At 62.2% G+C, this 26,756-nt stretch carries 25 protein-coding genes; 22 read left to right on the top strand and 3 right to left on the bottom strand.

All coding sequences use genetic code 11. The annotated features are described in order from the left end of the window. Positions 1 to 63: 63 nt before the first annotated feature. The 15 genes from nuoC (at position 64) to cobJ (ending at position 16,758) form a co-directional block, all read left to right on the top strand. Positions 64 to 1,791, top strand: a complete 1,728-nt coding sequence (gene nuoC, locus AA0535_RS07020; protein ID WP_306310230.1) for an NADH-quinone oxidoreductase subunit C/D — start codon at positions 64 to 66, stop codon at positions 1,789 to 1,791. Further along, positions 1,778 to 2,287 (top strand): NADH-quinone oxidoreductase subunit NuoE, encoded by a 510-nt coding sequence (gene nuoE, locus AA0535_RS07015; protein WP_127101782.1) that lies wholly within the window; start codon positions 1,778 to 1,780, stop codon positions 2,285 to 2,287. Before nuoC ends, nuoE begins: the two co-directional genes overlap by 14 nt. Continuing rightward, positions 2,287 to 3,603 (top strand): NADH-quinone oxidoreductase subunit NuoF, encoded by a 1,317-nt coding sequence (gene nuoF / locus AA0535_RS07010; protein ID WP_264815224.1) that lies wholly within the window; start codon positions 2,287 to 2,289, stop codon positions 3,601 to 3,603. Before nuoE ends, nuoF begins: the two co-directional genes overlap by 1 nt. 13 nt (positions 3,604 to 3,616) lie before the next feature. Then, a complete protein-coding gene (nuoG, locus tag AA0535_RS07005) occupies positions 3,617 to 6,328 on the top strand; it encodes an NADH-quinone oxidoreductase subunit NuoG (protein ID WP_264815223.1) in 2,712 nt (903 codons plus the stop codon). Then, positions 6,325 to 7,287, top strand: coding sequence for an NADH-quinone oxidoreductase subunit NuoH (gene nuoH, locus AA0535_RS07000; RefSeq protein WP_127101785.1), 963 nt, complete (start codon positions 6,325 to 6,327; stop codon positions 7,285 to 7,287). Before nuoG ends, nuoH begins: the two co-directional genes overlap by 4 nt. A gap of 13 nt (positions 7,288 to 7,300) precedes the next feature. Then, positions 7,301 to 7,813 (top strand): NADH-quinone oxidoreductase subunit NuoI, encoded by a 513-nt coding sequence (gene nuoI, locus AA0535_RS06995; RefSeq protein ID WP_023979429.1) that lies wholly within the window; start codon positions 7,301 to 7,303, stop codon positions 7,811 to 7,813. Between the two features lie 2 nt (positions 7,814 to 7,815). Continuing rightward, a complete protein-coding gene (gene nuoJ / locus AA0535_RS06990; protein WP_264815222.1) occupies positions 7,816 to 8,319 on the top strand; it encodes an NADH-quinone oxidoreductase subunit J in 504 nt (167 codons plus the stop codon). A 1-nt stretch (position 8,320) separates the two neighbouring features. Further along, complete coding sequence (nuoK, locus tag AA0535_RS06985) at positions 8,321 to 8,632, top strand: NADH-quinone oxidoreductase subunit NuoK (RefSeq protein WP_023979431.1); 312 nt, start codon at positions 8,321 to 8,323, stop codon at positions 8,630 to 8,632. 10 nt (positions 8,633 to 8,642) lie between these two features. After that, the gene (gene nuoL, locus AA0535_RS06980) at positions 8,643 to 10,475 is read left to right on the top strand and encodes an NADH-quinone oxidoreductase subunit L (protein WP_264815361.1); all 1,833 of its coding nucleotides are present in this window, start codon (positions 8,643 to 8,645) and stop codon (positions 10,473 to 10,475) included. After that, the gene (locus AA0535_RS06975; protein ID WP_306310227.1) at positions 10,472 to 11,974 is read left to right on the top strand and encodes a complex I subunit 4 family protein; all 1,503 of its coding nucleotides are present in this window, start codon (positions 10,472 to 10,474) and stop codon (positions 11,972 to 11,974) included. The genes nuoL and AA0535_RS06975 overlap by 4 nt, the downstream gene beginning before the upstream one ends. Then, complete coding sequence (locus AA0535_RS06970; RefSeq protein ID WP_264815221.1) at positions 11,974 to 13,425, top strand: NADH-quinone oxidoreductase subunit N; 1,452 nt, start codon at positions 11,974 to 11,976, stop codon at positions 13,423 to 13,425. Before AA0535_RS06975 ends, AA0535_RS06970 begins: the two co-directional genes overlap by 1 nt. Positions 13,426 to 13,521: 96 nt before the next feature. Then, positions 13,522 to 14,649, top strand: a complete 1,128-nt coding sequence (locus tag AA0535_RS06965) for a precorrin-3B synthase (protein WP_264815220.1) — start codon at positions 13,522 to 13,524, stop codon at positions 14,647 to 14,649. Then, positions 14,646 to 15,281 (top strand): precorrin-8X methylmutase, encoded by a 636-nt coding sequence (locus AA0535_RS06960; RefSeq protein ID WP_264815219.1) that lies wholly within the window; start codon positions 14,646 to 14,648, stop codon positions 15,279 to 15,281. Before AA0535_RS06965 ends, AA0535_RS06960 begins: the two co-directional genes overlap by 4 nt. Further along, positions 15,278 to 16,000: a precorrin-2 C(20)-methyltransferase gene (locus AA0535_RS06955; RefSeq protein ID WP_264815217.1), complete on the top strand. Its 723-nt coding sequence runs from the start codon at positions 15,278 to 15,280 to the stop codon at positions 15,998 to 16,000. The genes AA0535_RS06960 and AA0535_RS06955 overlap by 4 nt, the downstream gene beginning before the upstream one ends. Then, positions 15,997 to 16,758, top strand: a complete 762-nt coding sequence (gene cobJ, locus AA0535_RS06950) for a precorrin-3B C(17)-methyltransferase (protein WP_264815216.1) — start codon at positions 15,997 to 15,999, stop codon at positions 16,756 to 16,758. The genes AA0535_RS06955 and cobJ overlap by 4 nt, the downstream gene beginning before the upstream one ends. On the opposite strand, the gene AA0535_RS06945 is transcribed toward cobJ, so the two are convergent. Continuing rightward, the gene (locus tag AA0535_RS06945) at positions 16,734 to 17,474 is read right to left on the bottom strand and encodes a cobalt-precorrin-6A reductase (protein WP_264815215.1); all 741 of its coding nucleotides are present in this window, start codon (positions 17,472 to 17,474) and stop codon (positions 16,734 to 16,736) included. The genes cobJ and AA0535_RS06945 overlap by 25 nt on opposite strands. A 3-nt stretch (positions 17,475 to 17,477) precedes the next feature. On the opposite strand from AA0535_RS06945, the gene cbiE reads away from it, so the two are divergent. From cbiE to cobM, 3 genes are read left to right on the top strand one after another with little or no spacing between them, the layout of a single operon-like run. Beyond that, on the top strand, positions 17,478 to 18,716 hold the full coding sequence (cbiE, locus tag AA0535_RS06940; RefSeq protein ID WP_264815214.1) for a precorrin-6y C5,15-methyltransferase (decarboxylating) subunit CbiE: 1,239 nt from the start codon (positions 17,478 to 17,480) through the stop codon (positions 18,714 to 18,716). After that, positions 18,710 to 19,090, top strand: a complete 381-nt coding sequence (locus tag AA0535_RS06935; RefSeq protein ID WP_264815213.1) for a cobalamin biosynthesis protein — start codon at positions 18,710 to 18,712, stop codon at positions 19,088 to 19,090. The genes cbiE and AA0535_RS06935 overlap by 7 nt, the downstream gene beginning before the upstream one ends. Further along, positions 19,087 to 19,869, top strand: a complete 783-nt coding sequence (gene cobM, locus AA0535_RS06930; protein ID WP_264815212.1) for a precorrin-4 C(11)-methyltransferase — start codon at positions 19,087 to 19,089, stop codon at positions 19,867 to 19,869. Before AA0535_RS06935 ends, cobM begins: the two co-directional genes overlap by 4 nt. Positions 19,870 to 20,085: 216 nt before the next feature. Here the strand turns inward: cobM and AA0535_RS06925 are convergent, their stop codons facing one another. Beyond that, positions 20,086 to 20,547, bottom strand: a complete 462-nt coding sequence (locus AA0535_RS06925) for a helix-turn-helix domain-containing protein (protein WP_264815211.1) — start codon at positions 20,545 to 20,547, stop codon at positions 20,086 to 20,088. A 456-nt stretch (positions 20,548 to 21,003) separates the two neighbouring features. Here AA0535_RS06925 and AA0535_RS06920 point away from each other — a divergent pair, with 456 nt between their 5' ends. From AA0535_RS06920 to AA0535_RS06905, 4 genes are read left to right on the top strand one after another with little or no spacing between them, the layout of a single operon-like run. After that, positions 21,004 to 21,705, top strand: coding sequence for a pirin family protein (locus AA0535_RS06920; protein ID WP_264815210.1), 702 nt, complete (start codon positions 21,004 to 21,006; stop codon positions 21,703 to 21,705). A gap of 42 nt (positions 21,706 to 21,747) precedes the next feature. Further along, on the top strand, positions 21,748 to 22,014 hold the full coding sequence (locus AA0535_RS06915; protein ID WP_264815209.1) for a metal-sensing transcriptional repressor: 267 nt from the start codon (positions 21,748 to 21,750) through the stop codon (positions 22,012 to 22,014). A 12-nt stretch (positions 22,015 to 22,026) separates the two neighbouring features. Continuing rightward, positions 22,027 to 23,208 carry an efflux RND transporter periplasmic adaptor subunit gene (locus tag AA0535_RS06910; protein WP_264815208.1) on the top strand — a complete coding sequence of 394 codons (1,182 nt, stop codon included), beginning with the start codon at positions 22,027 to 22,029 and terminating at the stop codon, positions 23,206 to 23,208. Between the two features lie 7 nt (positions 23,209 to 23,215). Continuing rightward, entirely contained in the window at positions 23,216 to 26,320 is a 3,105-nt protein-coding gene (locus AA0535_RS06905; RefSeq protein ID WP_264815207.1) for an efflux RND transporter permease subunit, read from the top strand. On the opposite strand, the gene AA0535_RS06900 is transcribed toward AA0535_RS06905, so the two are convergent. Continuing rightward, entirely contained in the window at positions 26,308 to 26,688 is a 381-nt protein-coding gene (locus AA0535_RS06900; RefSeq protein WP_127101800.1) for a VOC family protein, read from the bottom strand. The two genes, AA0535_RS06905 and AA0535_RS06900, sit on opposite strands and share 13 nt — an antisense overlap. Positions 26,689 to 26,756: the final 68 nt, after the last annotated feature.

The raw sequence follows: 26,756 nt of genomic DNA, 5'->3' as shown, positions 1-26,756 counted from the left end.
GAGCCTGCAGCCATGAGCGAAGTTTTCGATAACAGCCGCGCAGCAGGCACGGTCACGGGTAGCATGGGGGCTTCGGTCGCCGCCTTCCCGCCGCACATGATCATGATGGAAGAGGCCACGCGCGACGGCGTGCCGACCTTCTGGGTCTCGCGCGGCCAGATCCGCGCCGTGCTTCAGGCCGTCAAGGCCGGCGGTGCATTGCGTATGCTGCTCGACCTGACCTGTGTGGATGAGCGTCAGCGTATCCATCGTGATGGCCTTCCGGCATCCGACTTCACGGTCATCTATCACATCCAGTCCTTCGACGGGCCGATCGATGAAGTACGCTTCAAGGTGCCGCTTTCGGTCGATGACGCCAATATCGCCTCCATCACCGATATCTGGCCGAATTCGAACTGGCTTGAGCGCGAAGCCTGGGATCTGTTCGGCGTCGTGTTCGAGGGGCATCCGCATCTCTCGCGCATCCTGACGCCGCCCACCTGGGTCGGTCATCCGCTGCGCAAGGACCATTACGCCCGCGCAACCGAGCGTCCCCCTTACACGCTCTCCGAAGACCAGGTTTTCGACGAACAGGAAGCGCTGAAATTCGACCCCGAATCCTGGGGCATGAAGCGTCATTCCGACAACAGCGACTTCATGTTCCTCAATCTCGGCCCGAACCATCCTTCGGTCCATGGCGTGTTCCGCGTCGTGCTGCAGCTCGAGGGTGAGTTCATTGTCGATGCGGTGCCCGATATCGGCTTCCATCATCGCGGCGCCGAGAAAATGGCCGAGCGCCAGACCTGGCACAGCTACATCCCCTATACCGACCGTATCGACTATGTCGGCGGGGTGATGAACAACTTCCCCTATGTGATGGGTGTCGAGAAGCTGGCTGGCATCACCGTGCCGCCACGCGCGCAGCTCATACGCATCATGCTGGCCGAGTTCTTCCGTATCTCCAGCCATCTCGTGTTCTACGGAACCATGGTGCAGGATCTGGGCCAGCTCTCGCCGGTCTTCTACATCTTCACCGATCGCGAGCGCGTTTTCGAGATCATCGAAAAGATCTGCGGCTTCCGCATGCATCCAGCCTTCTTCCGAATCGGTGGCGTGGCGATGGATCTGCCGCAGGGCTGGGATGGTGAGGTTCGCGCCTTTCTCGACTACCTGCCCAAGCGTCTAGACGAGTACAACGAACTCGTCATGAAAAACCCGATCTTCAAGGCCCGTACCAAGGGCGTTGGCGTCTATAATACCGAGGAGGCCATTGACTGGGGCGTGACAGGGCCGGGGCTGCGCGCCACGGGTCTGGAATGGGATTATCGCCGCAAGGCGCCCTATTCGGGCTATGACCAGATCGATTTCGATATCCCGACCGCCGTCAATGGCGATTGCTATGACCGCGCTGCGGTGCATATCGAAGAGATCCGCCAGAGCCTGCGCATCATCCGCTACTGCCTCGATAACATGCCGGGCGGGGCCTACAAGGCCGAGCATCCGCTGGCCATGCCGCCGCCGAAGCCGCGCACGATGCATGACATCGAGACGCTCATCCATCACTTCGTGGGCGTCAGCTGGGGGCCGGTCATTCCGCAGGGCGAAGTGCGCTCCTGCATCGAGGCGACCAAGGGCCTGAACCAGTATTACCTCGTGAGCGATGGCGGCACGATGTCCTACCGGACGCGTATCCGCACACCGTCGTTCATTCATCTGCAACAGCTTCCGATGCTGTCACGCGGCACCATGATTGCCGATCTGATCGCCATTATCGGAAGCATCGATTTTGTGATGGCCGATGTCGACCGCTGAACTCACGGCGCAGGACGCCGAACTTCCTCAGGATCTCGTCGATACGTTCATCGACATGGCCGCCCACGAGCATCATCCTCGTGGCGCCGCCATCGAGGCGCTGCGCCTGGTGCAGGAGCGTTTCGGCTGGATCAATGACGCGCATCTCGCCCATACGGCACGGATCCTCGGCATGTCCCAGGCCGATCTGGACGGGATTGCCACCTATTTCAATCTGCTGTTCCGCAAGCCGGTCGGCAAGAACGTGGTCATGCTCTGTGATTCCGTCTCCTGCTACATCATGGGTGCCGAGCAGACACGTGAACGCCTGTGCAAGAAGCTGGGCGTGAAAATGGGCGAGACGACGCCGGATGGTGAATTCACCGTTCTGCCCATCGTCTGCCTCGGTCACTGCGACCATGCGCCGGCCATGCTGGTCGGCAAGGACCTGTTCGGTCCTGTCCGTCCGGAAGATATCGACGGCATCATCGACGACATTCGGGCGAGGAAGAAGTGATGACTGGTCTCAACCCCGAAAAGCAGCCGCTTCTGGCGCTCGTCAATCGCGAGACACCGCTTGATCCGGCTGGCTACGACAAGAAGGGTGGCTGGCGCGGTCTGCGCCGCGCCCTCGGCATGAGCCCCGCGGAGATCATCACCGAGGTGACGGACTCCAAGCTGCGCGGACGCGGCGGCGCCGGGTTCAGCACCGGCATGAAGTGGAGCTTCGTTCCCAAGGAATCCTCCAAGGACCGCCTCAAATACATCGTCGCCAATGGTGACGAGATGGAGCCGGGCACCTTCAAGGATCGCATCCTGGTCGAGGGCAACCCGCTTCAGCTCATCGAAGGCATGATCATCTCGGCCTATGCCATCCAGGCACGGCACGGGATCATCTTTCTGCGTGGTGAATATCATCTGGGTCTGGAGCGCCTCCAGCAGGCGGTCATCCAGGCGCGTGAGGCCGGTTTCCTTGGCGAGAACATTCTCGGCTCGGGCTTCGATTTCGATCTGCACGTCCATCCCTCCGCAGGGCGCTATATCTGCGGTGAGGAAACGGCCCTGATCACGGCGCTGGAAGGCCGTCGCGCCAACCCGCGCGCCAAGCCGCCATTCCCGCAGATCGGTGGTCTGTGGGGCGCGCCGACGGTCGTGAACAACATCGAGACCTTCAGCAACATCCCGCATATCCTGGCCAATGGCACGGAATGGTATCTGGGGCTGAGCGCCTGCGCCGATGGTGGCACCAAGCTTTACGGTGTCAGCGGCCGCGCCAAGCGTCCCGGTGTGTTCGAACTGCCTCTGGGCACGTCGCTGGGCGTGATCCTGAACGAATGTGCCGGCGGCATGCAGGACGGCTACAAGCTGCGCGCCTTCCTGCCCGGTGGCGCCTCGACAGCGTTTCTCGGGGCCGAACATGCTGACATCGTCATGGATTACCCGACGCCGGAAAAGGCGGGCAGCCGCCTCGGCACGGGTCTGGCCATCCTGCTCGACGACAAGACCAGCCCGATCGGGATGATCCGCAATCTCGAGCATTTCTTTGCGCAGGAATCCTGTGGCTGGTGCACGCCCTGTCGTGACGGTCTGCCTTGGGTCGAGCGTCTTCTGATTGCCATTGAGGAAGGGCGCGGCACGCCGGAGGATATCGACCGCCTCCATGATGCCGCCCGCCTGATCGGCCCGATGGGACGCACCTTCTGCGCCCATGCACCGGGTGCGATTGCGCCACTGGCCAGCGGTCTGAAGATGTTCGCCGAGGATTTCCAGCGAATGGTTAGCAAGCCCACCTCCGGCACCGCAGAGAGCGGCGCCGCAGGGCAGGCGGCGTAGGAGGAACGGCCCGATGGCAAAAATCGTAATCGACGGCCGCGAGGTTGAAGCACGTTCAGACGTGAACCTTCTGCAGGCCTGTCTCGAGGCAGGGGAAGACCTGCCCTATTTCTGCTGGCACCCGGAGCTCGGGTCTGTCGGTGCGTGCCGCCAGTGCGCCGTCAAGCAATATGCCAATGCCGACGACACACGCGGTCGTATCGTCATGGCCTGCATGACGCCGGTAACTGAAGGCGCGATCATCTCAGTTGAAGACCCTGAAGCCAAGGAATTCCGTGGCGAGGTGGTCGAGTGGCTGATGACGAACCACCCGCATGACTGCCCGGTCTGTGAGGAAGGCGGCGAATGCCATCTTCAGGACATGACCGTCATGACGGGTCATCGCGAGCGTCGCTATCGCTTCGACAAGCGCACCCATAACAATCAGGAACTCGGTCCTTTCGTGAAGCACGAAATGAACCGCTGCATCGCCTGCTATCGTTGCGTGCGCTTCTATCGCGACTATGCCGGCGGCGAGGATCTGGGCGTGTTTGCCTCGCATAACAACGTCTATTTCGGCCGTCATGAGAGCGGCACGCTGGAGAGCCCCTTCTCGGGTAACCTCATCGAGGTCTGCCCGACCGGTGTGTTCACCGACAAGCCGTTCTCGAAGATGTACAGCCGCAAATGGGACATGCGCGGTGCACCGTCCGTCTGCTCCAACTGCGCAACGGGCTGCAACACCATCATCAATGAGCGCGCCGGGAAGGTTCGCCGTACGCTCAACCGCTATAATGATGAGGTAAACCGCTACTTCCTGTGCGATCGTGGTCGATTCGGCCATGGCTGGGTCAATGCCCCGACGCGTCTGCGTTCGGCGGGTTATGTGATCAATGGCGACATGACGCCGGTGCCGGCCCAGGCCGCGCTGGATCATTTCGGCAAGATCGCGGCTTCGGGCAAGCTGGTGGGCATCGGCTCGCCGCGCGCCTCGCTGGAATCCAACTATGCCCTGCGCAAGCTCGTCGGTGCCGAGAATTTCTCGACCGGCATGGCCGAGCCTCAGCATAGCCTGGTCAAGCTGGCTGTAGCACTTCTGGCTTCCGGCCCGGCGCGCATCGCCACGATGCATGAGATGGAAACCGCTGACGGCGCCCTGATCCTGGGTGAGGATGTCTCGGCAACCTCGCCCCGCATGAGCCTGGCGCTGCGCCAGATCAAGCGCACGGCCTTCAACAAGGCGGCCGATCAGGCCCGTGTTCCTCACTGGATGGACGCCTCTGTGCGGACGCTGGGTCAGGACACGATTTCGCCGCTCTTCGTCGTGTCCCCCACCGTGACCGATCTGGACGGTTTCGCGCAGGACGCGATCCGCGCCATGCCGGAAGATGCGGCGCGTCTCGGTTTCGCCATCGCGCATCGCATCGACGCCTCGGCTCCCGATGTGGCCGGTCTGACCGAGGCCGAGGCGGCTTCCGCTTCGCTCATCGCTGATGCTCTGCTGGCTGCTGAAAAGCCGCTTCTGGTGTCCGGCCTGCAATACGCGTCAGCTGCCCTGCTTCAGGCAACGGCGAACATCGCCTCTGCCCTGGCCGCCAAGGGCAAGACGCCGCTCATCAGCTTCGTCCTGCCGGAGGCCAACTCCATGGGCCTCGCACTGATGGACGGGCTCTCGCTCGACGAGATCGCGGCACGTGCGGCCGACGCCACGCTGATCGTTCTCGAAAACGATCTGAGCCGCCGCCTTGATGGCGCGCAGTTCGAGGCGCTTGTGGGTGCTGCCGCCAATCTCGTGGTGCTCGATCACTCGGTCACGCCGACGGCCATTCGCTCACAGGTGACCTTCCCCTCGGCAGCCTATTCCGAGACAGATGGCACGCTGGTCAGTGCCGAAGGCCGCGCCCAGCGCTTCTTCCAGGTGGTCTATCCCGACGCGCCGCTTCAGGCAGGCTGGCGCTGGATTGCGGACATGGCGCAGGCCGCAGGCCTCAGCCATGTGAAGCCCTGGGGCAAGCTGGACGATCTGATTGCCGAGATTGCCACGACGATGCCGGTTTTCGCCCGCATCCCCGAGGCGGCACCGGGTTCGGACTATGAGCTTGAAGGCACGCCGCTTCGCAGCCAGACGCATCGCGTCAGTGGGCGCACGGCCATTCGCGCCAATATCAGCGTGCGCGACATTCCGCCGCCGAGCTCGCCCGACACACCGCTGCATTCCACGATGGAAGGCTCCTACGGCACCGACATGCCCGGCACCCTCGTGCCGTTCTATCAGGTGCCCGGCTGGAACTCCGAGCAGTCGCTGAACCGCTTCCAGCAGGAAATCGGCGGCAAGATGCGCGGTGGCGATTGCGGCGTGCGTCTGGTGGAAGGGGTGGCCAACGCGGCTGGTTCCTATGCCATGGACGTGCCGTCCGCTTTTGCCCCACGTGCCGGTCAGTTCATGCTTCTGCCCGACGCCCGCGTGTTCGGCACAGACGAGATGAGCATGATGGCCCAGCCGATTGCCGAGCGCGCTGCCCCTGCGGTGGTCCGTGTCGGTGGTGCCGTGGCCAAGGGCGCACAGGTTCGTCTGTCGCTGAATGGCGAGGTCTTCACGGTCGATGCCGTGTCTGATCCGGCCCTTCCCGAGGGTGTCGCCACCTGCCCGCCGCATATGGTGTCCCGCTCCTGGTCGGCTCCGGGCTGGGTCTCGCTTGAAATTACGGCGCCTGCCGAGCGTATTGGAACGGAGAGCGCGGTATGATGCCCATCGTGTGGCCAATTCTCGTGATCGTCGTGACCGTCTTTGGCGTTCTCGGCGTCGCAGCGGTCTCGACCATGCTGGAGCGTCGCCTGCTTGGCGTGTTCCAGGATCGCCCCGGCCCGAACCGCGTCGGCCCGTTCGGCCTGTTTCAGGTTATCGCCGATGCGATGAAGATGCTGTTCAAGCAGGACTGGATTCCGCCTTTTGCGGACAAGCCGGTCTTCCTTGTCGCGCCGATCATCGGCTTCCTCGCCGTTCTGCTCTGCTTTGGCGTCGTGCCCATCACGCCCATCTGGGGTGTGGCGGGTGAGCTGAATGTCGGCCTGCTCTTCATCTTCGGCATGCTGGGGCTTGGCGTGTATTCGGTGGTTCTCGCCGGGTGGTCGTCCAATAACAAATATGCCCTGCTCGGTGGCATGCGTGCCGCCGCCCAGATGATCTCCTATGAAGTGTTTATGGGCCTGTCCGTCATGGGCGTGGTCATGGCAGCCGGTTCCTTCAGCATCCGCGACATCGTCGAGGCGCAGACTCATTGCTGGTTCATCATCCCGCAATGCCTGGGCGCGGTGATCTTCCTGCTGGCCGGTATTGCCGAGACGCATCGTCTGCCTTTCGATTTCCCCGAGGGTGAAAACGAGATCGGCGCAGGCTTCCATACCGAGTATTCGGGCATGAAGTTCGGCATGTTCTACCTTGCCGAATATGCCGGTGTTGCGCTCAGCTCGGCCCTGATCACCACGCTTTACCTCGGTGGCTGGCATGGTCCGTTCCTGCCGCCCTTCCTGTGGTTCGCGATCAAGGTCTTCCTGCTGATCTGCTTCTACATCCTGCTTCGTGCAGCGCTGCCGCGTCCCCGTTACGACCAGTTGATGTCGTTCGGCTGGAAGGTTCTGCTGCCGCTGTCTCTTCTTAACATTCTGGTCACCGGCGCGGTCATTCTGCTGCGCGCGGGCGTCTGAGAGGGGGCGCGCCATGCTCGGTATTCTCCGCACTATATGGATGACGTTCCTGCACATGTTTCATCGCAATGAAACGGTGCAGTATCCGGACGTCAAACCCTACCTGTCCCCCCGCTATCGCGGCCGTATCGTCCTCACCCGCGACCCCAGCGGCGAAGAACGCTGCGTGGCCTGCAATCTTTGCGCCGCAGCCTGTCCGGTGGATTGCATCAGCCTGCAGAAGGGCGAGAAGGAAGGACGCTGGTATCCGGAATTTTTCCAGATCAATTTCTCACGCTGCATTTTCTGCGGTTTCTGTGAGGAAGCCTGCCCAACCTACGCCATTCAGCTCACGCCCGATTTCGAGATGAGCGAATATGTGCGCCAGAACCTGGTTTACGAGAAGGAAGACCTCCTGATCAGCGGACCCGGCAAGGTACATGATTACAGCTTCTATAATGTGTCGGGGCTCAAGATCCCGGGCAAGAACAAAGGTGAAGCCGAAAATGAAGCCAAGCCCATCGACATTCATGCGCTGATGCCCTGATCATGAATATCATGCTTGAACTCTATGGGCTGATCGCCATCGGCGCGACCGCGTTGGCGATCACCCGCACCATTCCCGTGCACGGCCTGCTTTATCTTGTCGTGTCGCTTCTGGCCCTGGCCTGCATGTTTGAAGAGCTGGGTGCGCCGTTCGCCGCCATGCTCGAGATCATCGTCTATGCCGGCGCGATCATGGTTCTGTTCGTGTTCGTGATCATGATGATCAATCTTGGCCAGCCCGACCAGCTTCGTGAGAGAGGCTGGTTCGCCGGGGGCGCCTGGGTCGGACCGGGTGTGATTTCGGTCCTGTTGATGGGTCTTCTGGTTTATGGCGTGAGCCACAACACCATGGCGGTGGGTACCGTGGGCGCGTCGATCGGCCCCAAGGCTGTCGGCCTGACGCTTTACGGCCCCTATATCCTGACCGTCGAGCTCTCCTCGTTCCTGCTTCTGGCGGGGCTCGTGAGCGCCTATCACATCGGCCGCCGGATCGGAGGGAAATCCTGATATGACTGCTGCCGATCCCAATGGCGCGCTCATCGTCGCCGTCATTCTCTTTTCACTCGGAGCGTTGGGCGTCCTCGTGCGCCGCAACCTGCTCTTCATGCTGATGTCGACCGAGATCATGCTCAATGCCGCCTGCCTCGCATTCATTGCGGCGGGTAATCGCTGGCATATGGCAGATGGTCAGGTCATGTTCATCATGGTGGTTGCCTTTGCCGCTGCGGAATCCGCAGTAGGCTTGGCCATCATCCTGCGCATGCATGCAGCCGGACGCTCCACGCTTGATGCCGATACCGGCAATCGTTTGGGGGGTTAGTCACGTGGCCATGCTGCTTCCGCTCGTCATTTTCTGCCCCCTGGCGGTCTCCATCATCCTGATGCTGACCGGGGGCAAGCTCCCGGCACGGGCGACGACACTTCTCGTCGGCGCCGGTATGGGTCTTTGCGCGCTCTTCGCCGTGATCTCGGCCTATAGCTTCCTCTCCGGTCCGGAGTCCCTCGGTTCGCTGCACGTCGTGCTGTGGAACTGGATGAATGTCGGTTCCTTCAACGCCCAGATCGCGCTGACGCTCGACCGGCTCTCGCTGGTCATGATGCTTGTCGTCTCCTGCGTCGGCTTTCTCATTCTCGTCTATGCCTGCGCCTATATGTATGACGACGAGGATATCGCGCGCTTCTTCACCTATATGACGCTCTTCGTGGCCTCCATGCTGCTGCTGGTCCTGGCTTCGGACCTTTTGGGCGTCTTCATCGGGTGGGAGGGCGTGGGGCTGTGCTCCTATCTGCTCATCGGCTTCTGGTATGGCGAGCAGGCCAATGCCATTGCAGCGCGCAAGGCCTTTGTGGTCACGCGCGTGGGCGATGCGCTGTTCCTGCTTGGCATGCTGCTGATGGCAACCGCCGTTGGCTCGCTCGACATCCCGACCCTGCTCGCGCTCGGCCCGCATGCCGCGCCGCGCACGCTCACGCTTGGCATGTTCCTGCTGCTGGGTGGCGCCATGGCCAAATCTGCCCAGGTGCCGCTTCAGACCTGGCTGCCTGACGCCATGGCTGGCCCGACACCGGTTTCGGCGCTCATTCACGCTGCCACCATGGTGACGGCGGGCGTGTACCTTCTGGCGCGTCTGCATGGCCTGTTCGTCCTCACGCCGCTTGCCATGTTTGCCTGCGCCATCGTGGGTTTCGTGACCATTCTGCTCGCTGCGGGTAGTGCTCTGGTACAGACGGACATCAAGCGTATCCTCGCCTATTCCACCATGAGTCAGCTCGGCTACATGTACCTCGCCCTCGGTTGCGGCGCCTGGCATGCCGCCATGTTCCATCTCGTTACGCATGCCTTCTTCAAGGCTCTGCTCTTCATGGCGGCAGGTTCGATCATCCTGCGCGTCCATCACGAGCAGGACATCTTCAAGATGGGTGGGCTGCGCAAGGACATGCCCTGGGTGTTTGCCGCGTTCCTTGCCGGATCGGCTGCTCTGGCTGGTCTGCCGCTAATCACGGCCGGTTACTTCTCGAAAGAGCTCATCCTGGGCAGTGCGTATGATCTGAGCCCGATCTTCTGGGCCGGTGCGCTTTTCGGTGCCTTCCTGACCTCGATCTATATCTTCCGCTGCGTGTTCATCGTGTTCTGGGGCGGTCATCGTACCCATGCTCACGGCAAGTCAGGTCTGGCGATGGCGCTGCCCATGGCGATCCTGTCGGTTCTGGCCATCGGTGGCGGCTGGATGGAAATGCCGGACGCCATCGCCAACGTGCATATCTTCTCCAACCTTCTCTCCCCTGTGCTCGGGGCCCTGCCCGAAGAGCACAATACCAGCCTGCTCATTCTCGGCTCTCTCGTGCCGATTGCCGGTGTGACCATTGCCTGGACGCTGTGGCGTCCCAAGGGCCAGGCACCGGTTGCAGCCCAGAGCCCCGCCATTTCGACGCTCCGCGCCGATTGGGGTTTCGACACGCTGTATGACTGGGTTTTCGTGCGGCCGTTCATGGTGCTTGCCCACCTGAACCGTCGCGATTTCATCGATCGTTTCTATGATCTGGTTGCAGCCCTGACCCAGGGCAGCGGAAACGCTGTTGCGAAGCTGCAAAGCGGCCAGGTGCGTCGCTATGCCGGCTGGATCGCAGCAGGAACGGTTGCAGCTCTTTGTCTGGCGGTATGATGATGTTGGCACTTCCCGCTCTCGTTCTTATCCCCTTTATCGGGGGCCTCGCCGCCTGGCTCGTCGGGCTGCGTGGCGCTTCACGGGCTGCCTGGGCCTCGTCGCTCATCACCCTCGTTCTCATGGTGGTCCTGCTCGCGCAGGTCACCATCAGCAGCCTTGCCGCCGGGGCAGGCACGGGGGGATGGTTCGGCCATTTCGCCATGGCCTGGGTCCCGATGCTGGGCATCAATGTCCGTCTTGATATTGACGGTCTGAGCCTGGTCATGCTGTGGCTCAATGCGCTTATCTCCCTGCCTTGCGCTCTTCTGAGCGCGCGCAACGTGGCTGATCGCGCCGGATTGTTTCACTGCCTGCTTCTTGCAACGGTGGCCGGGATCAATGGCGTCTTCATGGCGACCGATCTGTTCCTGTTCTTCTTCTTCTGGGAACTGATGCTTCTGCCGCTCTTCGGGATCATCCTGATCTGGGGCGATGCGGGCCGCCAGCGCGCCGCGCTGAAGTTTTTCCTGTTCACGCAAGGTAGCGGTCTCCTGATGCTGTTGGCCATTCTCGGCCTCGTCATCGTCAATGCGCAGCGCACCGGGGTGATCACCTTCGATTACTTCGCCCTGTCACAGACGGCTCTGATCGCTCCGATCGCGCCCGTGCTGATGCTCGGCTTCTTCATCGCCTTTGCGGTCAAGCTGCCGATGGTCCCCTTCCATGCCTGGCTGCCTGACACCTATGCCGCATCGCCCGCCGCTGCGAGCATTCTCCTTTCGGGTGTGCTGGCCAAGACGGGTGGCTACGGGCTGATCCGCTTCGTGGTCATGCTCTTCCCCGGTGCGTCGGCGCATCTGGCACCAATCGCCATGACGCTTGGCGTGGTGGGTATTCTGTACTGTGCGTGGCTTGCAGTGGCGCAGGACGATATCAAGCGCCTGATTGCCTATTCCTCCATCAGCCATCTCGGCTTCATCCTGCTGGGTGTGTTCTCGGGCACGCGCATCGGCATGGAAGGGGCGATCGCCCAGATGGTGGCCCATGGCCTGAGCACCGGCGCCCTCTTCGTGATCGCCGGGCTTCTGGAAGAGCGTCTCGGTACGCGTGACATGTCCAAGATGGGCGGGCTGTGGCCTGCAATGCCGCAATTCTCGGCGCTCGCCATGTTCTTTGCCGCTGCTTCGCTTGGCCTTCCCGGTCTGGGTAACTTTGTCGGTGAGTTCCTGGTATTGATGGGCACGTGGCAGGTCAGCCATACCATGACGTTCTTTGCAGCGGCTGGTCTGGTTCTTTCCTCGGTCTATTCGCTCACCATGATGCTGCGTGTCTTCTACGGTCCGAAAAAGACCGATGCGGTGGCACCGCTCGGTGTGCCTTCGGTTCCGCATCTGGCCGTTCTCGGTGTGGCAGCCCTTCTTCTCCTTGCGCTTGGCGTCTATCCGCAGCCGGTTCTGAACCTCTCGGCACCGGCCAGCCCCTATGTCGTGAGCATCGCTCAGGAGCAGGCCCAGTAATGTCTTTCTCGTTCCTCCCCAATGCGGTGCTGGTGTTGTGCCTTGGTAGCCTGGTGCAACTCGCAGCCATCTCCTGGCGGCGTCATGTGGCACGCGACGCCATTCTGTGCGTCATCGTGCTGTTGGCGGCTCTCGCCTCCATCATGATGCCGACCTTCCTGATCATGACCGGCACCACCCCGCTTTTTGCGCCGGACACCTGGGCGTCCTTTTCAGGCGCACTGATCATCCTGTCGGTTCTGGCCATCGTTCTCATGTCGCGCCACGGCGCGATCAGCGCCGATCCGAGCGTGAACAGCGAATATTTCCTGCTGCTCACACTGGGCACGCTGGGTGCGGTAGCCATGACAGGCGCCGTCCATTTCGTGTCCTTCTTCCTCGGTCTGGAAACGCTCAGCCTGTCGCTTCTGGGTCTGATTGCCTTCCGCAACCAGCGTCTTGATGCGGGCGAAGCCGCGATGAAATATCTGCTGCTTTCCGGCGTGGCCTCGGCTGCCATGGTGTTCGGCTTTGCGCTGATTTATGCCGAGACGGGCGCGCTGCGTTTCGCCGCTCCGGATCTGAGCCATGCCCCGGAGCCGATCATCGGCGTCATGGGTGTCATCCTGGTCCTGACCGGCATGTTCTTCAAGCTCTCTGCCGTGCCGTTCCATCTCTGGCTGGCGGACGTTCTTGAAGGCACATCCGTGCCGGTGGCGGCACTCGTGGCTGTCACTTCCAAGATTGCCCTTTTCGCTGCCATGCTGCGCTATTTCTCGTCGGTCAATCTCTATGTGCCCAGTGCTCAGGTGAACGAGATCCTGATCGTTGCGGTGCTCAGCATGCTGGGTGGTAACCTGATGGCGGTGGTGCAGACCGATCTGCGCCGCCTGCTGGCGGGATCGTCCATCGCCCATGTTGGCTATTTGCTGGTGGCGTTCCTTTCCCCGGGACCGTTCGGTGTGGCTTCGGCAGCATTTTATCTTGCTGCCTATGCCATCTCGACGCTCGGCGTATTCGCCATCATGAACGGCGTGCTGCCGCAGGGCACGGACATCCGCGAGTGGCACGGCCTCTTCCGTCGCAAGCCTGCTGCGGCTCTGGCCATGTCGGTGATGCTGATCTCGCTTGCCGGTATCCCGCCTGCCGTCGGCTTCTTCGCGAAGTTCTATGTCGCGGCAGCCGGTGTATCCGCTCATCAGACGCTCCTGCTTCTGGTGCTCATCCTGAGCAGCACCATCGGCCTGTTCTACTATCTGCGCCTGATCCTGATCATGCTTACCCCTGCGCCTGCCGACCGCGAGACGCGCGCCGAACTGACGGCGCCTACGCCGGTCAACGCTGCGCTGATTACGGTTCTCGCCTGCGCCACCATTCTGCTGGGCATCTGCCCGAGCACCCTGGTGCAGCGCAGCCAGGGCCTTGTCGTGGCTCCGCCCTTGCCGGTAGCGGCTCCGGCCCAGCTTCCCTAAGCCAACTCGGGTTCATGGGTATCAGAAAGCTGCATGTCGCAAGGCATGCAGCTTTTTTTGTGCGCGCGAACGGGCTTTGAGCGCTATCAGGCATTCATGAGCCCTGACTTGATGAGAAAAGGCTGGTGCCCGAGCCTCCATGCCCCCATGCAGACGCATGATGGATGGCTCGTGCGCGTCACCCCCGATCCTGAAGGGCTCAGCCCGGAACAACTTGCTTTTCTGGCCGAGTATGCAGCGCGCTTCGGCAATGCACGCATGACGCTCACGTCGCGCGGTAACCTGCAACTGCGCGGCCTCGATGAGGTGAGTGCGCGGGATTTCCCCCAGCTCGCTGCTGCACGGGGCCTAGGCCTGGCGGATCCAGAGGCGGAATCCCGAAGGCGAATTCTCTTCGTGTCCCCCCTTGCCGGGAAAGATTCCAGCTGCGCGCCCGAGACGCTCCCCCTGGCGCGTGCGCTCGAGGCGGCGCTGATATCGTTTCCCCCTCTGTGGCGTCCGCCTGAAAAGTTCTCCCTTGCTGTCGATGGGGGCGGCCATCTTCCGGTAGGCGCGCTGCGGGCAGATATCGCTCTGCGCCATGATTGCGGGACGTGGAGGTTGTGCCATGGCCCGTTCTCGGAGCTCTTGCAGCCGCATGAACTCATCAGCGCGACTGTGGTGCTTCTGAAGCGCCTGACAGCGAGCAGAGGGATGCCGCGTGCCCTGCGTTCGGCGCCGCCATTCATGGCGGAGGTGCCGCCTCTGATGGGGCAGTTTCTGCCCGGTTGCCATGGCGTGAAAGCGGTATTGGGCGAGGTGAGTGCCGCAAGCTGTGCTGGCATGGCGCGCGCCGGAATCAGTGCGCGCCTCACACCCTGGCGTGGGCTCATACTGGATCAACCGTTCGAGGCCCCGGACCTTATGCATGACCCTGCCGATCCGCGTCGTCTGGCGGAGGCCTGCGCCGGGCAGGGAGGCTGCTCGCGGGGCCAGGCTCTGACGCAGCGCGATGCCCTGTCTCTCGTTCCCGACCTCGGGGGAAGAACCCTGCATGTCTCGGGCTGTGTCAAAGGCTGCGCCGTACGCGATACGCGTGATGTGACGCTCGTGGCACAGAAGGACGGGTATGATCTCATATGGCACGGCACGACCGCGGACAGACCGGTAGAGTCTGGTCTTGGCGTCGAGGACGTGCGAAGGCGTCTGCGTCAGAACCGACACGAAGGAAGGACACCGCCATGACCGAGGCGCATTACGAATATGTTCGCGATGGCGCGGCAATTTATGCGCAGTCCTTCGCCACGATCAGGGCCGAGGCCGATCTCTCGGGGTTCTCCGCCGAGGAAGCGCCTGTGGCAGTGCGGGTGATCCATGCCTGCGGTATGGTGGAAGTAACGCACCATTTGGCTTTTGCCCCCGGATTTGTTTCCGCAGCCCGAACGGCGCTCCTGAATGGCAAGCCGATCCTCTGCGATTCCGAGATGGTTGCCCATGGTGTGACACGCGCACGCCTGCCTGCGGACAATCAGGTCATCTGCACCTTGCGTGACAGGCGCACACCGGAGGTGGCGGAGTTCATCGGCAATACGCGCTCGGCTGCGGCAGTCGATCTCTGGGGCGCAGATCTCGATGGTGCGCTTGTGGCGATCGGCAACGCCCCGACGGCGCTGTTTCGCCTGCTTGAATTAATGGCGCGCGGCGGTGCGCGTCCCGCTGCGATCATCGGCATGCCGGTCGGCTTCGTGGGCGCTGCTGAGTCGAAGGAGGCGCTGGCGGCGCTCGATACCATCCCGTGGGCGATCGTGCGCGGCAGGCTGGGCGGCAGTGCCATGGCGGCCGCCTGTGTGAATGCGTTGGCCAGCGAGAAAGAATGAGCGGTATCTGCCAGATTCTGGGAATGGGTCCGGGCGATCCGGAGCTCCTGACCCTTAAGGCCGTGCGTCTGCTTGCCGGTGCTGACTGCGTAGCGTGGTTCGCCGCCTGTGGGCGCCCCGGCCATGCGCGGGTAATCGCAGGCGCGCATGTGCCCGATCACGCCGAGGAACTGCGGTTCGACTATCCCTTCACGACCGGAGTGTCCGTAGAGGACCCGCGTTACCTGATCGAGATGGCAGCATTTTATGATGACTGTGCTGCCCGCCTCGCCAGAGAGCTTGAAAGAGGGCGGCGTATTGCCCTGCTTTGTGAAGGTGACCCGTTTCTGTATGGCTCGGCGATGTATCTTTTCGACCGGCTGAGCCCGCATTTCCGCTGCGAGATCGTGCCGGGTATTACCGGTATGAGCGGGTGCTGGTCGGCGGCGGCGCTCCCCATGGTGCATGGCGATGACGTGCTGAGCGTGCTGCCTGCGACCATGGATGAGGAAAGCCTTGTCACATGGCTGTGCAAGGGGGATGCGCATGTGATCATGAAGATCGGGCGTAATCTGGACAAGGTACGCGCTGCGCTGGCCAGGAGCGGGCGTGAAAGCAAGGCGATCTATGTGGAGCGAGGCACGCAATCGGGCCAGCTCTGCCTGCCGCTTGAACGCGCGCCTGAGAAAGCCCCCTATTTCTCGATGGTGCTCGTCCCCGGCAGGGCGCGCGCGCGGTGAGTGGCGTTCTGTTCATCGTCGGGCTCGGGCCGGGTGCGCCGGGGCATATTACCGATGACGCACGTGTTGCGCTGTCCCAGGCGAGCGATCTGCTTGGCTACGGGCTGTATGTGGCGCGGGCGCGGGCCTTGGGGGCCTCGCCAAAGGCAGTCTCCCATGAGACCGATAATCGCGAGGAACTGGACCGGGCCCGTCACGCGCTCGATCTCGCCGCGCAGGGTCGGTGCCCGGTTGTCGTCTCCGGTGGGGATGCCGGGGTGTTTGGCATGGCGAGCGCCGTGTTCGAGGCAGTTGCACAAGGACCTTTCTCGTGGCGTGGGCTCGATATCAGGGTCATCCCCGGCGTGACGGCGGTGCTCGCGGTGTCGGCCCGGCTGGGTGCGCCCTTGGGAGGCGATTTCTGCGTAATTTCGCTCTCCGATAATCTGAAACCCTGGGAGGTTGTGGCGCGGCGGCTTTCTCTCGCGGCTCAGGCCGGGCTGGTGATTGCGCTCTACAACCCCCGCTCCCTGGCCCGCCCGGACCAGCTCGACAAGGCGTTCGATGTGTTGCGCGATGTGCTGCCAGCTGAGACGCCGGTCATCTTCGCACGTGCCATCGGACGTGAGAACGAGCATGTGCTCGGCGTTCCCCTGTCTGAAGCGCGGGGCGAGGCGGCGGACATGAGCACGCTCGTGCTTGTCGGGTGCGCCCAGACGCGCCAGATCGAGCGCCCCGGGCTAAGTCCATGGCTCTATACCCTGCGCCGCATACCCTGAATCCAGGCGAGGGCTTCCTCCACGCTGGTGCATTCGATGGCTGGAGGGAGCAGGGGACGGTCGACCATCACCACGTCGATGCCGAGTTGCCTGGCGGCTTCCAGCTTGGGGGCGGTCGCGGCAGAGCCAGCATTTTTTGTCACGAGACAATCGATCTCGTGATGACGCAATAGGGCGATCTCTTCATCGAGTGCAAAAGGGCCGCGTGCGAGAATGACCAGACTTCGTCGGGGCAAGGGGAGGGGTGGTCTTTCGATGCTCCGGACGACGTAAAAATGGGGCGTACCGATGAAGGGATCCAGATCCTTGCGACCCGTCGTCAGAAAGATTCGGCGCGGTGTCTCCCCCAGAGCCTTGGGCACCTCAGAGATCGCCGGGACATGAGTCCAGTGTGCGCCCGTTCCGGGGCGCCAGGCCGGTCGGATAAGACGCAGGAGGGGCAAGGCGCAAAGCGCGCAGGCTTCCACCGCATGCCGGCTCATCTGCGCGGCAAAAGGATGGGTTGCGTCGATGACCAGATCGATCTCAGCATCGCGCAAAGTGTTGGCGAGGCCCGCAATACCGCCAAATCCGCCGATGCGGGTCTCGGCAGGTACAGGCAATGCCGAGATTGTGACCCCGGCCAATGAAAAAATGATATGATGCAGCCCTCGGGACTCGAGCGCCTCGCAAAGAAGCCGCGCCTCCGTGGTTCCCCCAAGGATCAGGATTTTCATCTCTTGCTTTCTCCCCTTTCCCCAACGGGCGCATCACCGTGGCTGACACTGGTCGGCCTTGGCGAAGACGGGTTTGAGGCGCTTTCCCGGTCAGCGCAACGGGCAATCGCGGAAGCGGATCTGGTGATGGGGGGCAGGCGGCATCTTGCGCTGATCGAAGGGCATAACACGGGGGCTCTTGTCCCGTGGTCCACGCCCTATGCGCAGTCCCTGGACAGGATCGAGGCGCACCGGGGTAGGAAGATCGTGGTTCTCGCTTCGGGGGACCCGTTTTGTTTCGGTATCGGCAGCCTGATCATGCAGCGTTTCGGACGTGAGGCGCTGGGTGTTCTGCCGGGACGATCCTGCTTTACCCTTGCTTGCGCGCGTCTCGGCTGGAGCGGGCAGAATACCGTCTTCGCCTCCCTGTGCGGTCGCCCGCTGGCGCGTCTCGTGCCGTTGGTCCAGCCGGGGGCTCGCCTGATGATCCTGAGTGCCGATGAAACGACCCCCGGCCTGCTGGCCGCGTGGCTCGTTGCCCGCGGGTGCGGCGGCAGCATCCTGCATGTGCTCGAAGCCCTTGGAGGCCCGCATGAGCGCATGCGCTCTCTGACAGCCAGTGATCCTGTTCCCTGTGATATCGCGCGGCTCAACATGGTGGCTCTGGAGATCGTAGCGGGGAAAGATTCAAATTTGCTGCCCCTGACCAGCGGATTGCCTGACCATTTCTTCGAACATGATGGCCAGATGACCAAGCAGGAAGTCAGGGCGGTGACCCTGGCCGCGCTTGCTCCGCATCCGGGGGAGATCCTGTGGGATATGGGGGCAGGGTCGGGATCGATCGGTATCGAATGGATGCTGCGCCACCCCTCAAACCGCTGCATCGCGATCGAGCGCGATGCGGGGCGCGCAGCACGTATCCTGCGCAATGCCGAGACGCTGGGCGTGCCTGAGCTTCACGTGGAACAGCGTGCATTGCCTGTCGATCTCTCGGATCTGCCCCGGCCCGACGCCGTTTTCATCGGTGGGGGTGTCGGGACTGCGGGGCTGCTCGATTCAGGCTGGAACGCTCTGGCGTCAGGCGGGCGTCTCGTGGCCAATGCGGTGACGCTTGAAGGCGAGCAGCGTCTCTTCCAGGCTTTTCAAGCATGGGGTGGTGCGCTATCGCGCATCGGCGTAGAGCGTCTAGGACCGATAGGAAATGTGTTTGGATTCAGACCGGCCATGACAGTGACCCAGTATCAGGCTGTCAAGACATGCTGATCGGAGGATTGGGCTGCAAGCTCGATGCCTCTCCCGAGGCCATGATTGCCGTGGTGCGTCAGGCGATCGCGGTCTGGGGTATGCCGCAGGGCTTTGCGGCGCCGCCTTTCCGTCAGCATCATGCGGCGGTCGAGGCCGTTTCTGCCCTGTTTCGCCTGCCCGTCGAGATTGTGGATCTGATGGCGCTTGCCAGGGCCCAGCCGCATTGCCTGACCCATTCCGAACGTGCCCGGATTACCATGGGATTCGGTTCGATTGCCGAGGGCTGCGCCTTGGCGGCACTCGGGCCACAGGCGCGGCTTCTGGGTGCCCGTCTGGCAGGTGAGGGTGTCACCTGCGCTTTCGCAATGCTTGGCGCAGAGATGACCGCGTGACGGTTCACTTCATCGGGGCCGGGCCGGGTGCTGCCGATCTGATGACCCTCCGTGGGCGCGATATCCTCGCCAGCGTGCCGGTCTGTCTCTATGCGGGCTCAATCGTACCGAAAGGAATCCTGGAGTTCTGCAAACCCGGCACGCGTTTTGTGGATACGGCGCCTCTCTGCCTGGACGAGATCGAGGCGCTGTTTCGTGAGGCGCATGAACGGGGGCAGGATGTCGCCAGACTGCATTCGGGCGATCTGTCACTCTATAGTGCAGTGGCGGAGCAGGTAGCCCGGCTGGAGAAGCTGGGTATTCCCTACACGCTCACGCCGGGCGTTCCGGCCTATGCAGCGGCGGCCTCCGTTCTGGGGCGTGAACTCACTGTGCCAGGCGTGGCGCAATCTGTTGTGCTGACCCGTCTGTCGGGGCGCGCCTCGGCCATGCCCGAGCGCGAAGCCCTTGAATCCTTCGCAGCGACCGGGGCTACTCTCGCGCTTCATCTTGCCATCCACAGGCTTGATGAGGTGGTGCGGCGTCTGTTGCCTTTCTACGGTGCGGATTGTCCGGCGGCAGTTATCGCCAGAGCGACCTGGCCTGACGAACGTGTCGTGCGTGCACCTCTGGGCGACATCGCCTCCGTGCTGGCTCTGTCCCCCGAGACACGCACCGCGCTCATTCTGGTCGGCAGGGCGCTTGATCCGGTCTTGACGCGTGAGAGCGCGCTTTACGATCCGCATTATCAGAGGCGGTATCGCGGGCGCGATGACTCAGGCGCTATCGGGCGACCCTGACGGTCAGTTACTGGCTCCGTGGCAGGAGGCAGGCCGCAAGCCGTCATCACGTCGCGAGAGGGCGTATGAGCAGGCCCACCTGGCCGCTATGGTGGCAAAGGCGTTCCGCCCCCGGTGCAGGAAAGTCCATTCGATGAGTCCACCTTGTGCCATACCAATCGGGCTGAGGCTGGGGTGGGCAGTGCAAGAGGGAGCAGCAGAGCGCGGCAGGTGCTCTCAGGATGCGCTTTCTGCCTTTGCGCGCACGGAGGGCGAAAGATCAGGGCGGCTATCCTTTTGCCTTGCCTCATTCAGACGCGCCTCTTTCTGTCGCACGGCATTCTGCTTGTGAACCTGACGCTCCATCCATTTCTGGGCCGTCAGCTTCATTTCAGGGTCGAGCTTGCGATAGAGCCTCAGGAGATCGTCTTCATCCGGCGTGAGGACTGCAGGAATATCTTCCTCGATCATACCCGTCAGGAACGCTTCGGTCGAAACGCCGAACAATACCGCGAGCTTCGGAATATACTTGCGCAAACTACCGACGCGGCCTGTTTCCCAAAAAGCAACAGCGGAACGCGACACCCCAAGAGCATCTGCAAGTTGCTGCTGACTAAGTCCCTGGCTCTTGCGCAGCATTGCAATCCTGCGCGTCAGGGCGAAGCTTGGCGAGATGTCACCCTTCTGGTCAGTCGACATGTTTTTGTTTCTCTGTTCTTGAGGCGAGGCTTGTTTGTTCAATATAGCACTTAAATGCGCTGGATATCAGCCCCTCGAATTTATTTCGAATCCTTTCCGATTTCAGGCCTGACCGTCGTGCGCTTTCTCGGCAGCGAAAGGGCTTGATCCAGCATCTCCCCGAAGGACCCTTGGAGGGAGACGTTAACAGGCGGCAGGGTACCGGTATCGCGCATGGGGAAATTACCGGATCGCATCCTGTTTTGCGCCGGTCTGCAGCTTACGCTTCGCCCCGTGAGGCATGGATCATAGACAAGCGTCCCGGGTGCGCCTTTTAACAATTGCCAGGAGGCCGGTAGCCCGCTTCCATAGTAGAAAATATGGAAACGATAGTTTTCTTTCATTTCTATATGTGGTGAAGCGCCTCGCGAGCTAAATTGTGTTCATCGAGCACCGCTCTCCAAGGAGGATCGTTCCATGATCGAATCACGTCCCTTTGCTTCCCTCGGCCATGCTGATCACGGCTGGCTCAAGGCCGCCCATCATTTTTCCTTTGCTGAATATCGTGATCCGTCCCGTATGGGATGGGGGGCGCTGCGCGTCTGGAATGACGACGAGATTGCCCCCGATACCGGCTTTCCGGCTCACCCGCATCGGGACATGGAGATTATCACCTATGTCCGTACCGGGGCGATCTCGCACAAGGACTCGCTGGGCAATGAGGGGCGAACCGAGGCGGGGCAGGTTCAGGTCATGTCGGCCGGGACGGGTATCGTGCATAGCGAGGTCAATCTCGAGCCGGTCACGACCACGTTGTTCCAGATCTGGATTCTTCCTGATCGGCGCGGTCATGCTCCGTCCTGGGGCACGCGACCCTTCCCGGTTGAGGCACGGGATAACCGTCTGGTGACTCTCGCCTCTGGCGTGGAGGGCGATGAGGACGCCCTCACGATCAATGCCACCGCACGGGTCAAGGCGGCCACGCTGCGCGCCGGGAGCGCTGTACAGTGGGAACTGGAACCGGGCTGGTCAGGCTATGTCGTCCTTGCCTCAGGCGCGGCCCGTCTGGGTGACCTGATACTGCATCCGCGAGATGGCGCTGCCATACGCGATGAACGCGCCCTCACAATCCATGCCACGCAGGATTCCGAGATCGTCATCGTCGAGACGATCGGCTGAGAGCACTTCCCTATACCCTACCCCCTAGGGTATAGGGGGTGCATGAGCGCACCGAATCACAAGAAGATCACCCTCCGTCTGAAACAGGCTCATGGTCATCTCGCGACCATTCTCGACATGATCGAGGCGGAGCGGAGCTGCGCCGATCTGGCGCAGCAGATCCAGGCGGTTGAAAACACGCTGCGCAACGCCAAGCGCAGCCTGATCCAGGACCATGTCGAGCATTGTATCGTCGAAGCGCTTGAAGATGGCGGGGTCAGTCGCGACTCTGCCACGCAGGAATTTGCCCGTCTCGTGAAATATCTCTGACAGGGGCGACAAATGGCGATGGGCTCTTTCTCGGCGCGTTGCGCGATCCTGGCCCTGGCCTGTGGCGCAGGGTTTGGCTTTTCCCCAGCATCGGCGAGGGCGGCCGAGTCTTGGCGCCACGACTATGTCCTGTCTGACGAAGCCCAACGCAACGAGCATGTCGCGCTTGTTGCTGTGCGTGCGGGCAGGGTATTCGACCAGGTACAGGCCATGGCGCGTGTGGACGCTGACACGAGCCGGGTGATCGATATCCATTCTGCCGGATCGGGCAAGGTGATGGCGGTGCATGTGACGCCGGGCGAGCCCGTGAACCAGGGGCAGGCGCTCATTTCCTATACCGATCACTCCCTGCATGAATTGCAGTTGCAGCGCGAACAGGTTCAGGCCGCTCTGGACTCGGCGCGCGCAGGTGAAGCGGAAGCCGAATTGCTCTACAAGCGCGGTCTGGCACTCGTGGGGAGCGCTGTTTCGCGCGGCGAGCTTGAACGTCGCAGCATGGTGCTCGAGCAGCAGCGTGGTCTGGTGACGGCGCGCAAGGCCGATCTGGCAACGCTTGAGCATCGCCAGACGGAAGAATTCACCTCCGTGACCGAACGGATCGTCCAGGATGAGGCTTCGGACCTCATCAGCCCCGTCAAGGGGGTGGTGCAGGCGGTCAGGACATCGGTCGCGGCCGATATCAGCGCAGGCGATAATCTCGTGACGGTTGTCGATCTCTCGCGTCTCTGGCTCGTCGCTGATCTCTCGCCGGAAGACGCATCAGGCCTTGCCCCGGGGGGCGCGGCCGAATTTCGCCTTGCAGGGCAAAAATCCGGTGTCGTGCTGTCAGCCCGTATCAGCACGATTGCCGGTCTGGCAGACCCGGCAACCGGGCTCGTGCGTGTGGTCTGCGTGCTCGATCACCCGCCTGTCTCTCTTCGCCCCGGCATGATGCTCGATGCCGCTTTCCAGACCGGAGAGGGTACGCCCGGTCTCGTCGTGCCTGTCGGGGCCCTGCAACAGATCGATGGCGAGGACGTGGTCTTTCTCCGCAAGGACCCCACCCATTTCACCCCGGTTTCTGTGCAGGTTCACGCCCAGGATGACGATCATGCCGCGATCAGCGGAGCATTGCAGGATGGTCAGTCCGTGGTGGAGCAGGGGAGCTTTGCGCTCAAATCGATGGCGTTGCTCTCGTCGATGACAGCCGACTGACGCCGCCATGTGGGATTTCCTGCAAGCCAACAAGCTGGCTGTTCTGGGCCTGTGCGTGTTTCTCGTTCTGGCCGGACTGTTCGTCGTGCCGGATCTGCCGGTCGAACCCGTGCCCGATATATCGCCGCAGCAGGTGCTCGTTTCGGTCACTTCTCCCGGTTTGGCCACCGAAGAGGTCGAGAAGCAGATCACCTTCCCGCTGGAAGCCAGCCTGACCGGGCTGCCTGATCTGATTGATCTGCGCTCCGTGTCCCGTACCGGCGTCTCGGTGGTCTATCTGCAATTCGACGATCATTCCGATCTGGATCTCGACCGCACCCGGGTGACGGAACGTCTGCAAAAAGCCCGTGAGTCCATCACCGCGCCGGTCAGTGTCTCGATGGGGCCGCTCGCCACGGGCATGGGCGAGATCATGCAAATCGAGATCGCGGGAGACCGGCGTTATTCGCCCATCGCCCTCAATCGCCTCATGACCTGGACCGTGGCGCCACAGCTGCGCCTTGTGCCGGGTGTGGCCGATGTGAACGTCAATGGAGGCGCAGAGGAGACCTATACGCTCACGCTGGACCCGGCGCGTATGCGCGCGCATGACGTGTCGCTCGGCCAGATCTCGGCCGCGATCGACAGCAATAATGCATCTTCAGGGGGGGGATGGATCAGCCACCAGGCGGAGCAGCAGGTGGTGGTCGGACGCGCCATGGTCGGTTCACTGGCCGATTTTGCCGCGATCCCTGTCAAAATGACGGCTAATGGTGTGGCGGTCAGGCTGCGTGATCTGGGCAGTGTCGCGCTGGGGGCAAGGCTGCGCCTCGGTGCCGTCACGCGTGATGGCAAGGGCGAGATCGTCAATGGCGTCGTGCTCATGCAGAAAGGAGCGAGCTCGAACGCGACCCTTGCTGCCATCGACAAGGCGCTTCCCGCCATTAACCAGACCCTGCCGCCGGGCGTGACGCTCAGGCCATTTTACAGCCGGGCCACCCTGACTGACGAGACGATTCACACCATTAAGGAAAACCTCATACTCGGGGCCATCCTGGTGTTCGTGACGCTTCTGGTGGTTCTCGGGAACTGGCGCGCCGCTCTGGTGATCATCTCGGTCATCCCCGTTTCACTGGTCATGGCATTCGTCGGCATGCGTGTGTTCGGCATATCGGCCAATCTGTTGAGCCTTGGCGCTATCGATTTCGGCATGATCGTCGATGGCTCACTCGTGGTCGTCGAGCATCTCATGGTCGAGCGTGCCAACGCCGGTGTGGGCGGGGACGTTAACGAGCGACTGGAGAGTCTGGCGGTGCATACGGTGCGCGTCGTGCTGCGTCCTGTCACCTTCGCCATCTTCGTGATCATCATGGTCTATCTGCCCATTCTCACCCTTCAGGGAGTTGAGGGGCGAATGTTCAGGCCAATGGCGCAGACCATCATCATGGGACTGCTGACCTCGCTCGTTTACGGCTTTATCGTCGTGCCGGTTTTGTCCGCGCTTCTGATGCGCAATGCGCCGCAGGATCGCGAAACGCGTTTCGTCCAGTTTCTCAGGCGGCGTTATGAGCCCGCCTTGGATTGGTGCGCTGCGCATACCCGCAGCGTTTTCATGGGCACAGCCTGCATCTTCCTGCTCGCCCTCGTGCTGGCCTCGCGGCTCGGCGGCGAATTCGTGCCCCAGCTCGAGGAGGGCGCGCTGGTGGTCAATGCCATGCGCCTGCCGAGCGCCTCCCTGCCTACCGTTCTGGCATCTGTCACGGAAGAAGAGCGCCTGTTGCGCAGTTTCCCTGAAGTCGAGACGGTGGTGAGCAATACGGGCACCGCCGCGATCCCGACCGATCCCATGGGGACGAACGAAACGGATAGTTTCGTGTTTCTCAAGCCTCGTCGGGACTGGCGGTCGGGCATGACGCAGGCCCGGCTCGTCAGGGCCATGAGCGATAAGCTGAGCCATGAACTGCCCGATTCAGCCTATTCCTTCACGCAGCCGATCGAGATGCGCATGGATGATCTGCTTTCCGGTGTGCGGACGCAGCTTGCCATCTCGATTTACGGCGATGATCTGGCGATGCTCGATCGGCTCGGTGCGAAGCTCGTGGGTGTGATCGCTTCCGTGCCGGGGGCCGCCGATGTTGCCCAGCAGGGCGAGGGGGCTGTGCCTTACCTGCATGTGGACATCAATCGTGACGCTGCCGCGCGACTGGGTGTCAGCGTGCCTGAAATCCTGGGGACCATCGAAGCGGTGGGCGGGCATATCGGCCGCCCGGTGATAGTCGATAATGCGCTCATACCGACCCAGATCCGATTTCGTGAAGAGGCAACCTCCTCGATCGCGCGGCTGGGCGGGTTGCAGGTTCGGCGCGAAGACGGGACAGGCTGGGTGCTGCTCAAGGATGTCACTCATATCGCGATTGATCAGGGCACGGCGCGTATCGATCGCGACAGCCTGCGCAGGCGTGTGATCGTGCAGGCCAATGTTCGCGGGCGCGATGTGCGCTCTTTTGTGACCGCCGCGCAGGAGAAGGTCGCGCGAGAAATGACCCTGCCTTCGGGCTACCGCCTCGCCTGGGCGGGGCAGTTTCGCAATCTCGACTCTGCCATGAACCGCCTGACACGCGTGGTGCCCATCGCGCTCGTGCTGATCTTCATGTTTCTCGTTCTGGCACTGGGGTCACCGCGCGCGGCCCTTCTGGTGTTCATCAATCTGCCGGTTGCTGCAACGGGGGGCGTTTTCGCTCTCGCACTGCGCGGTCTGCCGTTCAGCATCGCGGCGGGGATCGGGTTCATCGCGCTTTTCGGGGTTGCCATTCTGAATGGCGTTGTGCTGGTAAGCCAGATCGGGACCTATCGAGAGGCAGGCCTTGCCGCGGCCGAGGCGGCCTTCGCCGCAGCACGGTCACGTTTCAGGCCGGTACTGGCAACGGCTTCAGTAGCCAGTCTCGGTTTCTTCCCCATGGCGTTTTCGGGCAGTGCGGGGGCAGAGGTCGAGCGTCCCCTCGCGACGGTGGTGATTGGAGGGTTGATGACCTCAACCCTTCTGACGCTTCTCGTTCTGCCCCTGCTTTACGCCCGGTTCTTCAGCCACGAGGATGGGCCCAAGAGGCTGGATACAGGCGGTCAGCCCATGTGATAGAGGGCGCAGAGCTTGTTGCCCGACGGGTCACGCAGATAGGCCAGATAGAGCGTGCCGATGGCGGAGTCACGCGGGCCGGGCGGGTTTTCAATGGCGGTGCCACCATGGGCCACACCAGCCTTGTGCCAGGCGTCGACCGCCTCGGGTGAGGGCGCCTTGAAGCCGATCGTGCCGCCATTCGCGCCAGTCGCTTCCTCGCCATTCAAGGGGGTGGTGATCATGAGTCGGCCGCCGTCATGCGTATAGAAAAGGCGGTTCTGAGGCGCGATCGCTCCCGGCGGACAGCCCAGTGCGCCGAGCGTGGCATCGTAAAATGCCTTCGAGGCTTCAAGGTTGTTGCTGCCGATCGTGATATGACTGAACAAGGCATGGCTCCTTTTCTCGCGGTCCCGGTCTCGCCGGAGACGCGCGCTTCGTGTCTGTCGGGCAGAAT

The sequence above is a fragment of the Asaia krungthepensis NRIC 0535 genome (genome assembly GCF_025995175.1).
Classification (GTDB): Bacteria; Pseudomonadota; Alphaproteobacteria; order Acetobacterales; family Acetobacteraceae; genus Asaia; species Asaia krungthepensis.
Note: the sequence above shows the minus strand (reverse complement) of the source record. Positions and strands in the feature narration are given on the sequence as shown.

Bases quoted from the DNA above. Each gene is read 5' to 3' on its own strand.
- nuoF (WP_264815224.1), top strand. From the start codon at position 2,287: ATGACTGGTCTCAACCCCGAAAAGCAGCCGCTTCTGGCGCTCGTCAAT.
- AA0535_RS06920 (WP_264815210.1), top strand. From the start codon at position 21,004: ATGATCGAATCACGTCCCTTTGCTTCCCTCGGCCATGCTGATCACGGC.
- AA0535_RS06905 (WP_264815207.1), top strand. From the start codon at position 23,216: ATGTGGGATTTCCTGCAAGCCAACAAGCTGGCTGTTCTGGGCCTGTGC.
- nuoC (WP_306310230.1), top strand. From the start codon at position 64: ATGGGGGCTTCGGTCGCCGCCTTCCCGCCGCACATGATCATGATGGAA.
- nuoK (WP_023979431.1), top strand. From the start codon at position 8,321: ATGACTGCTGCCGATCCCAATGGCGCGCTCATCGTCGCCGTCATTCTC.
- nuoE (WP_127101782.1), top strand. From the start codon at position 1,778: ATGTCGACCGCTGAACTCACGGCGCAGGACGCCGAACTTCCTCAGGAT.
- AA0535_RS06960 (WP_264815219.1), top strand. From the start codon at position 14,646: ATGACCGAGGCGCATTACGAATATGTTCGCGATGGCGCGGCAATTTAT.
- AA0535_RS06935 (WP_264815213.1), top strand. From the start codon at position 18,710: ATGCTGATCGGAGGATTGGGCTGCAAGCTCGATGCCTCTCCCGAGGCC.
- AA0535_RS06955 (WP_264815217.1), top strand. From the start codon at position 15,278: ATGAGCGGTATCTGCCAGATTCTGGGAATGGGTCCGGGCGATCCGGAG.
- AA0535_RS06975 (WP_306310227.1), top strand. From the start codon at position 10,472: ATGATGATGTTGGCACTTCCCGCTCTCGTTCTTATCCCCTTTATCGGG.
- nuoJ (WP_264815222.1), top strand. From the start codon at position 7,816: ATGAATATCATGCTTGAACTCTATGGGCTGATCGCCATCGGCGCGACC.
- AA0535_RS06910 (WP_264815208.1), top strand. From the start codon at position 22,027: ATGGCGATGGGCTCTTTCTCGGCGCGTTGCGCGATCCTGGCCCTGGCC.
- nuoI (WP_023979429.1), top strand. From the start codon at position 7,301: ATGCTCGGTATTCTCCGCACTATATGGATGACGTTCCTGCACATGTTT.
- AA0535_RS06970 (WP_264815221.1), top strand. From the start codon at position 11,974: ATGTCTTTCTCGTTCCTCCCCAATGCGGTGCTGGTGTTGTGCCTTGGT.
- AA0535_RS06945 (WP_264815215.1), bottom strand. From the start codon at position 17,474: ATGAAAATCCTGATCCTTGGGGGAACCACGGAGGCGCGGCTTCTTTGC.
- AA0535_RS06965 (WP_264815220.1), top strand. From the start codon at position 13,522: ATGAGCCCTGACTTGATGAGAAAAGGCTGGTGCCCGAGCCTCCATGCC.
- AA0535_RS06915 (WP_264815209.1), top strand. From the start codon at position 21,748: ATGAGCGCACCGAATCACAAGAAGATCACCCTCCGTCTGAAACAGGCT.
- AA0535_RS06925 (WP_264815211.1), bottom strand. From the start codon at position 20,547: ATGTCGACTGACCAGAAGGGTGACATCTCGCCAAGCTTCGCCCTGACG.
- nuoH (WP_127101785.1), top strand. From the start codon at position 6,325: ATGATGCCCATCGTGTGGCCAATTCTCGTGATCGTCGTGACCGTCTTT.
- nuoG (WP_264815223.1), top strand. From the start codon at position 3,617: ATGGCAAAAATCGTAATCGACGGCCGCGAGGTTGAAGCACGTTCAGAC.
- nuoL (WP_264815361.1), top strand. From the start codon at position 8,643: ATGCTGCTTCCGCTCGTCATTTTCTGCCCCCTGGCGGTCTCCATCATC.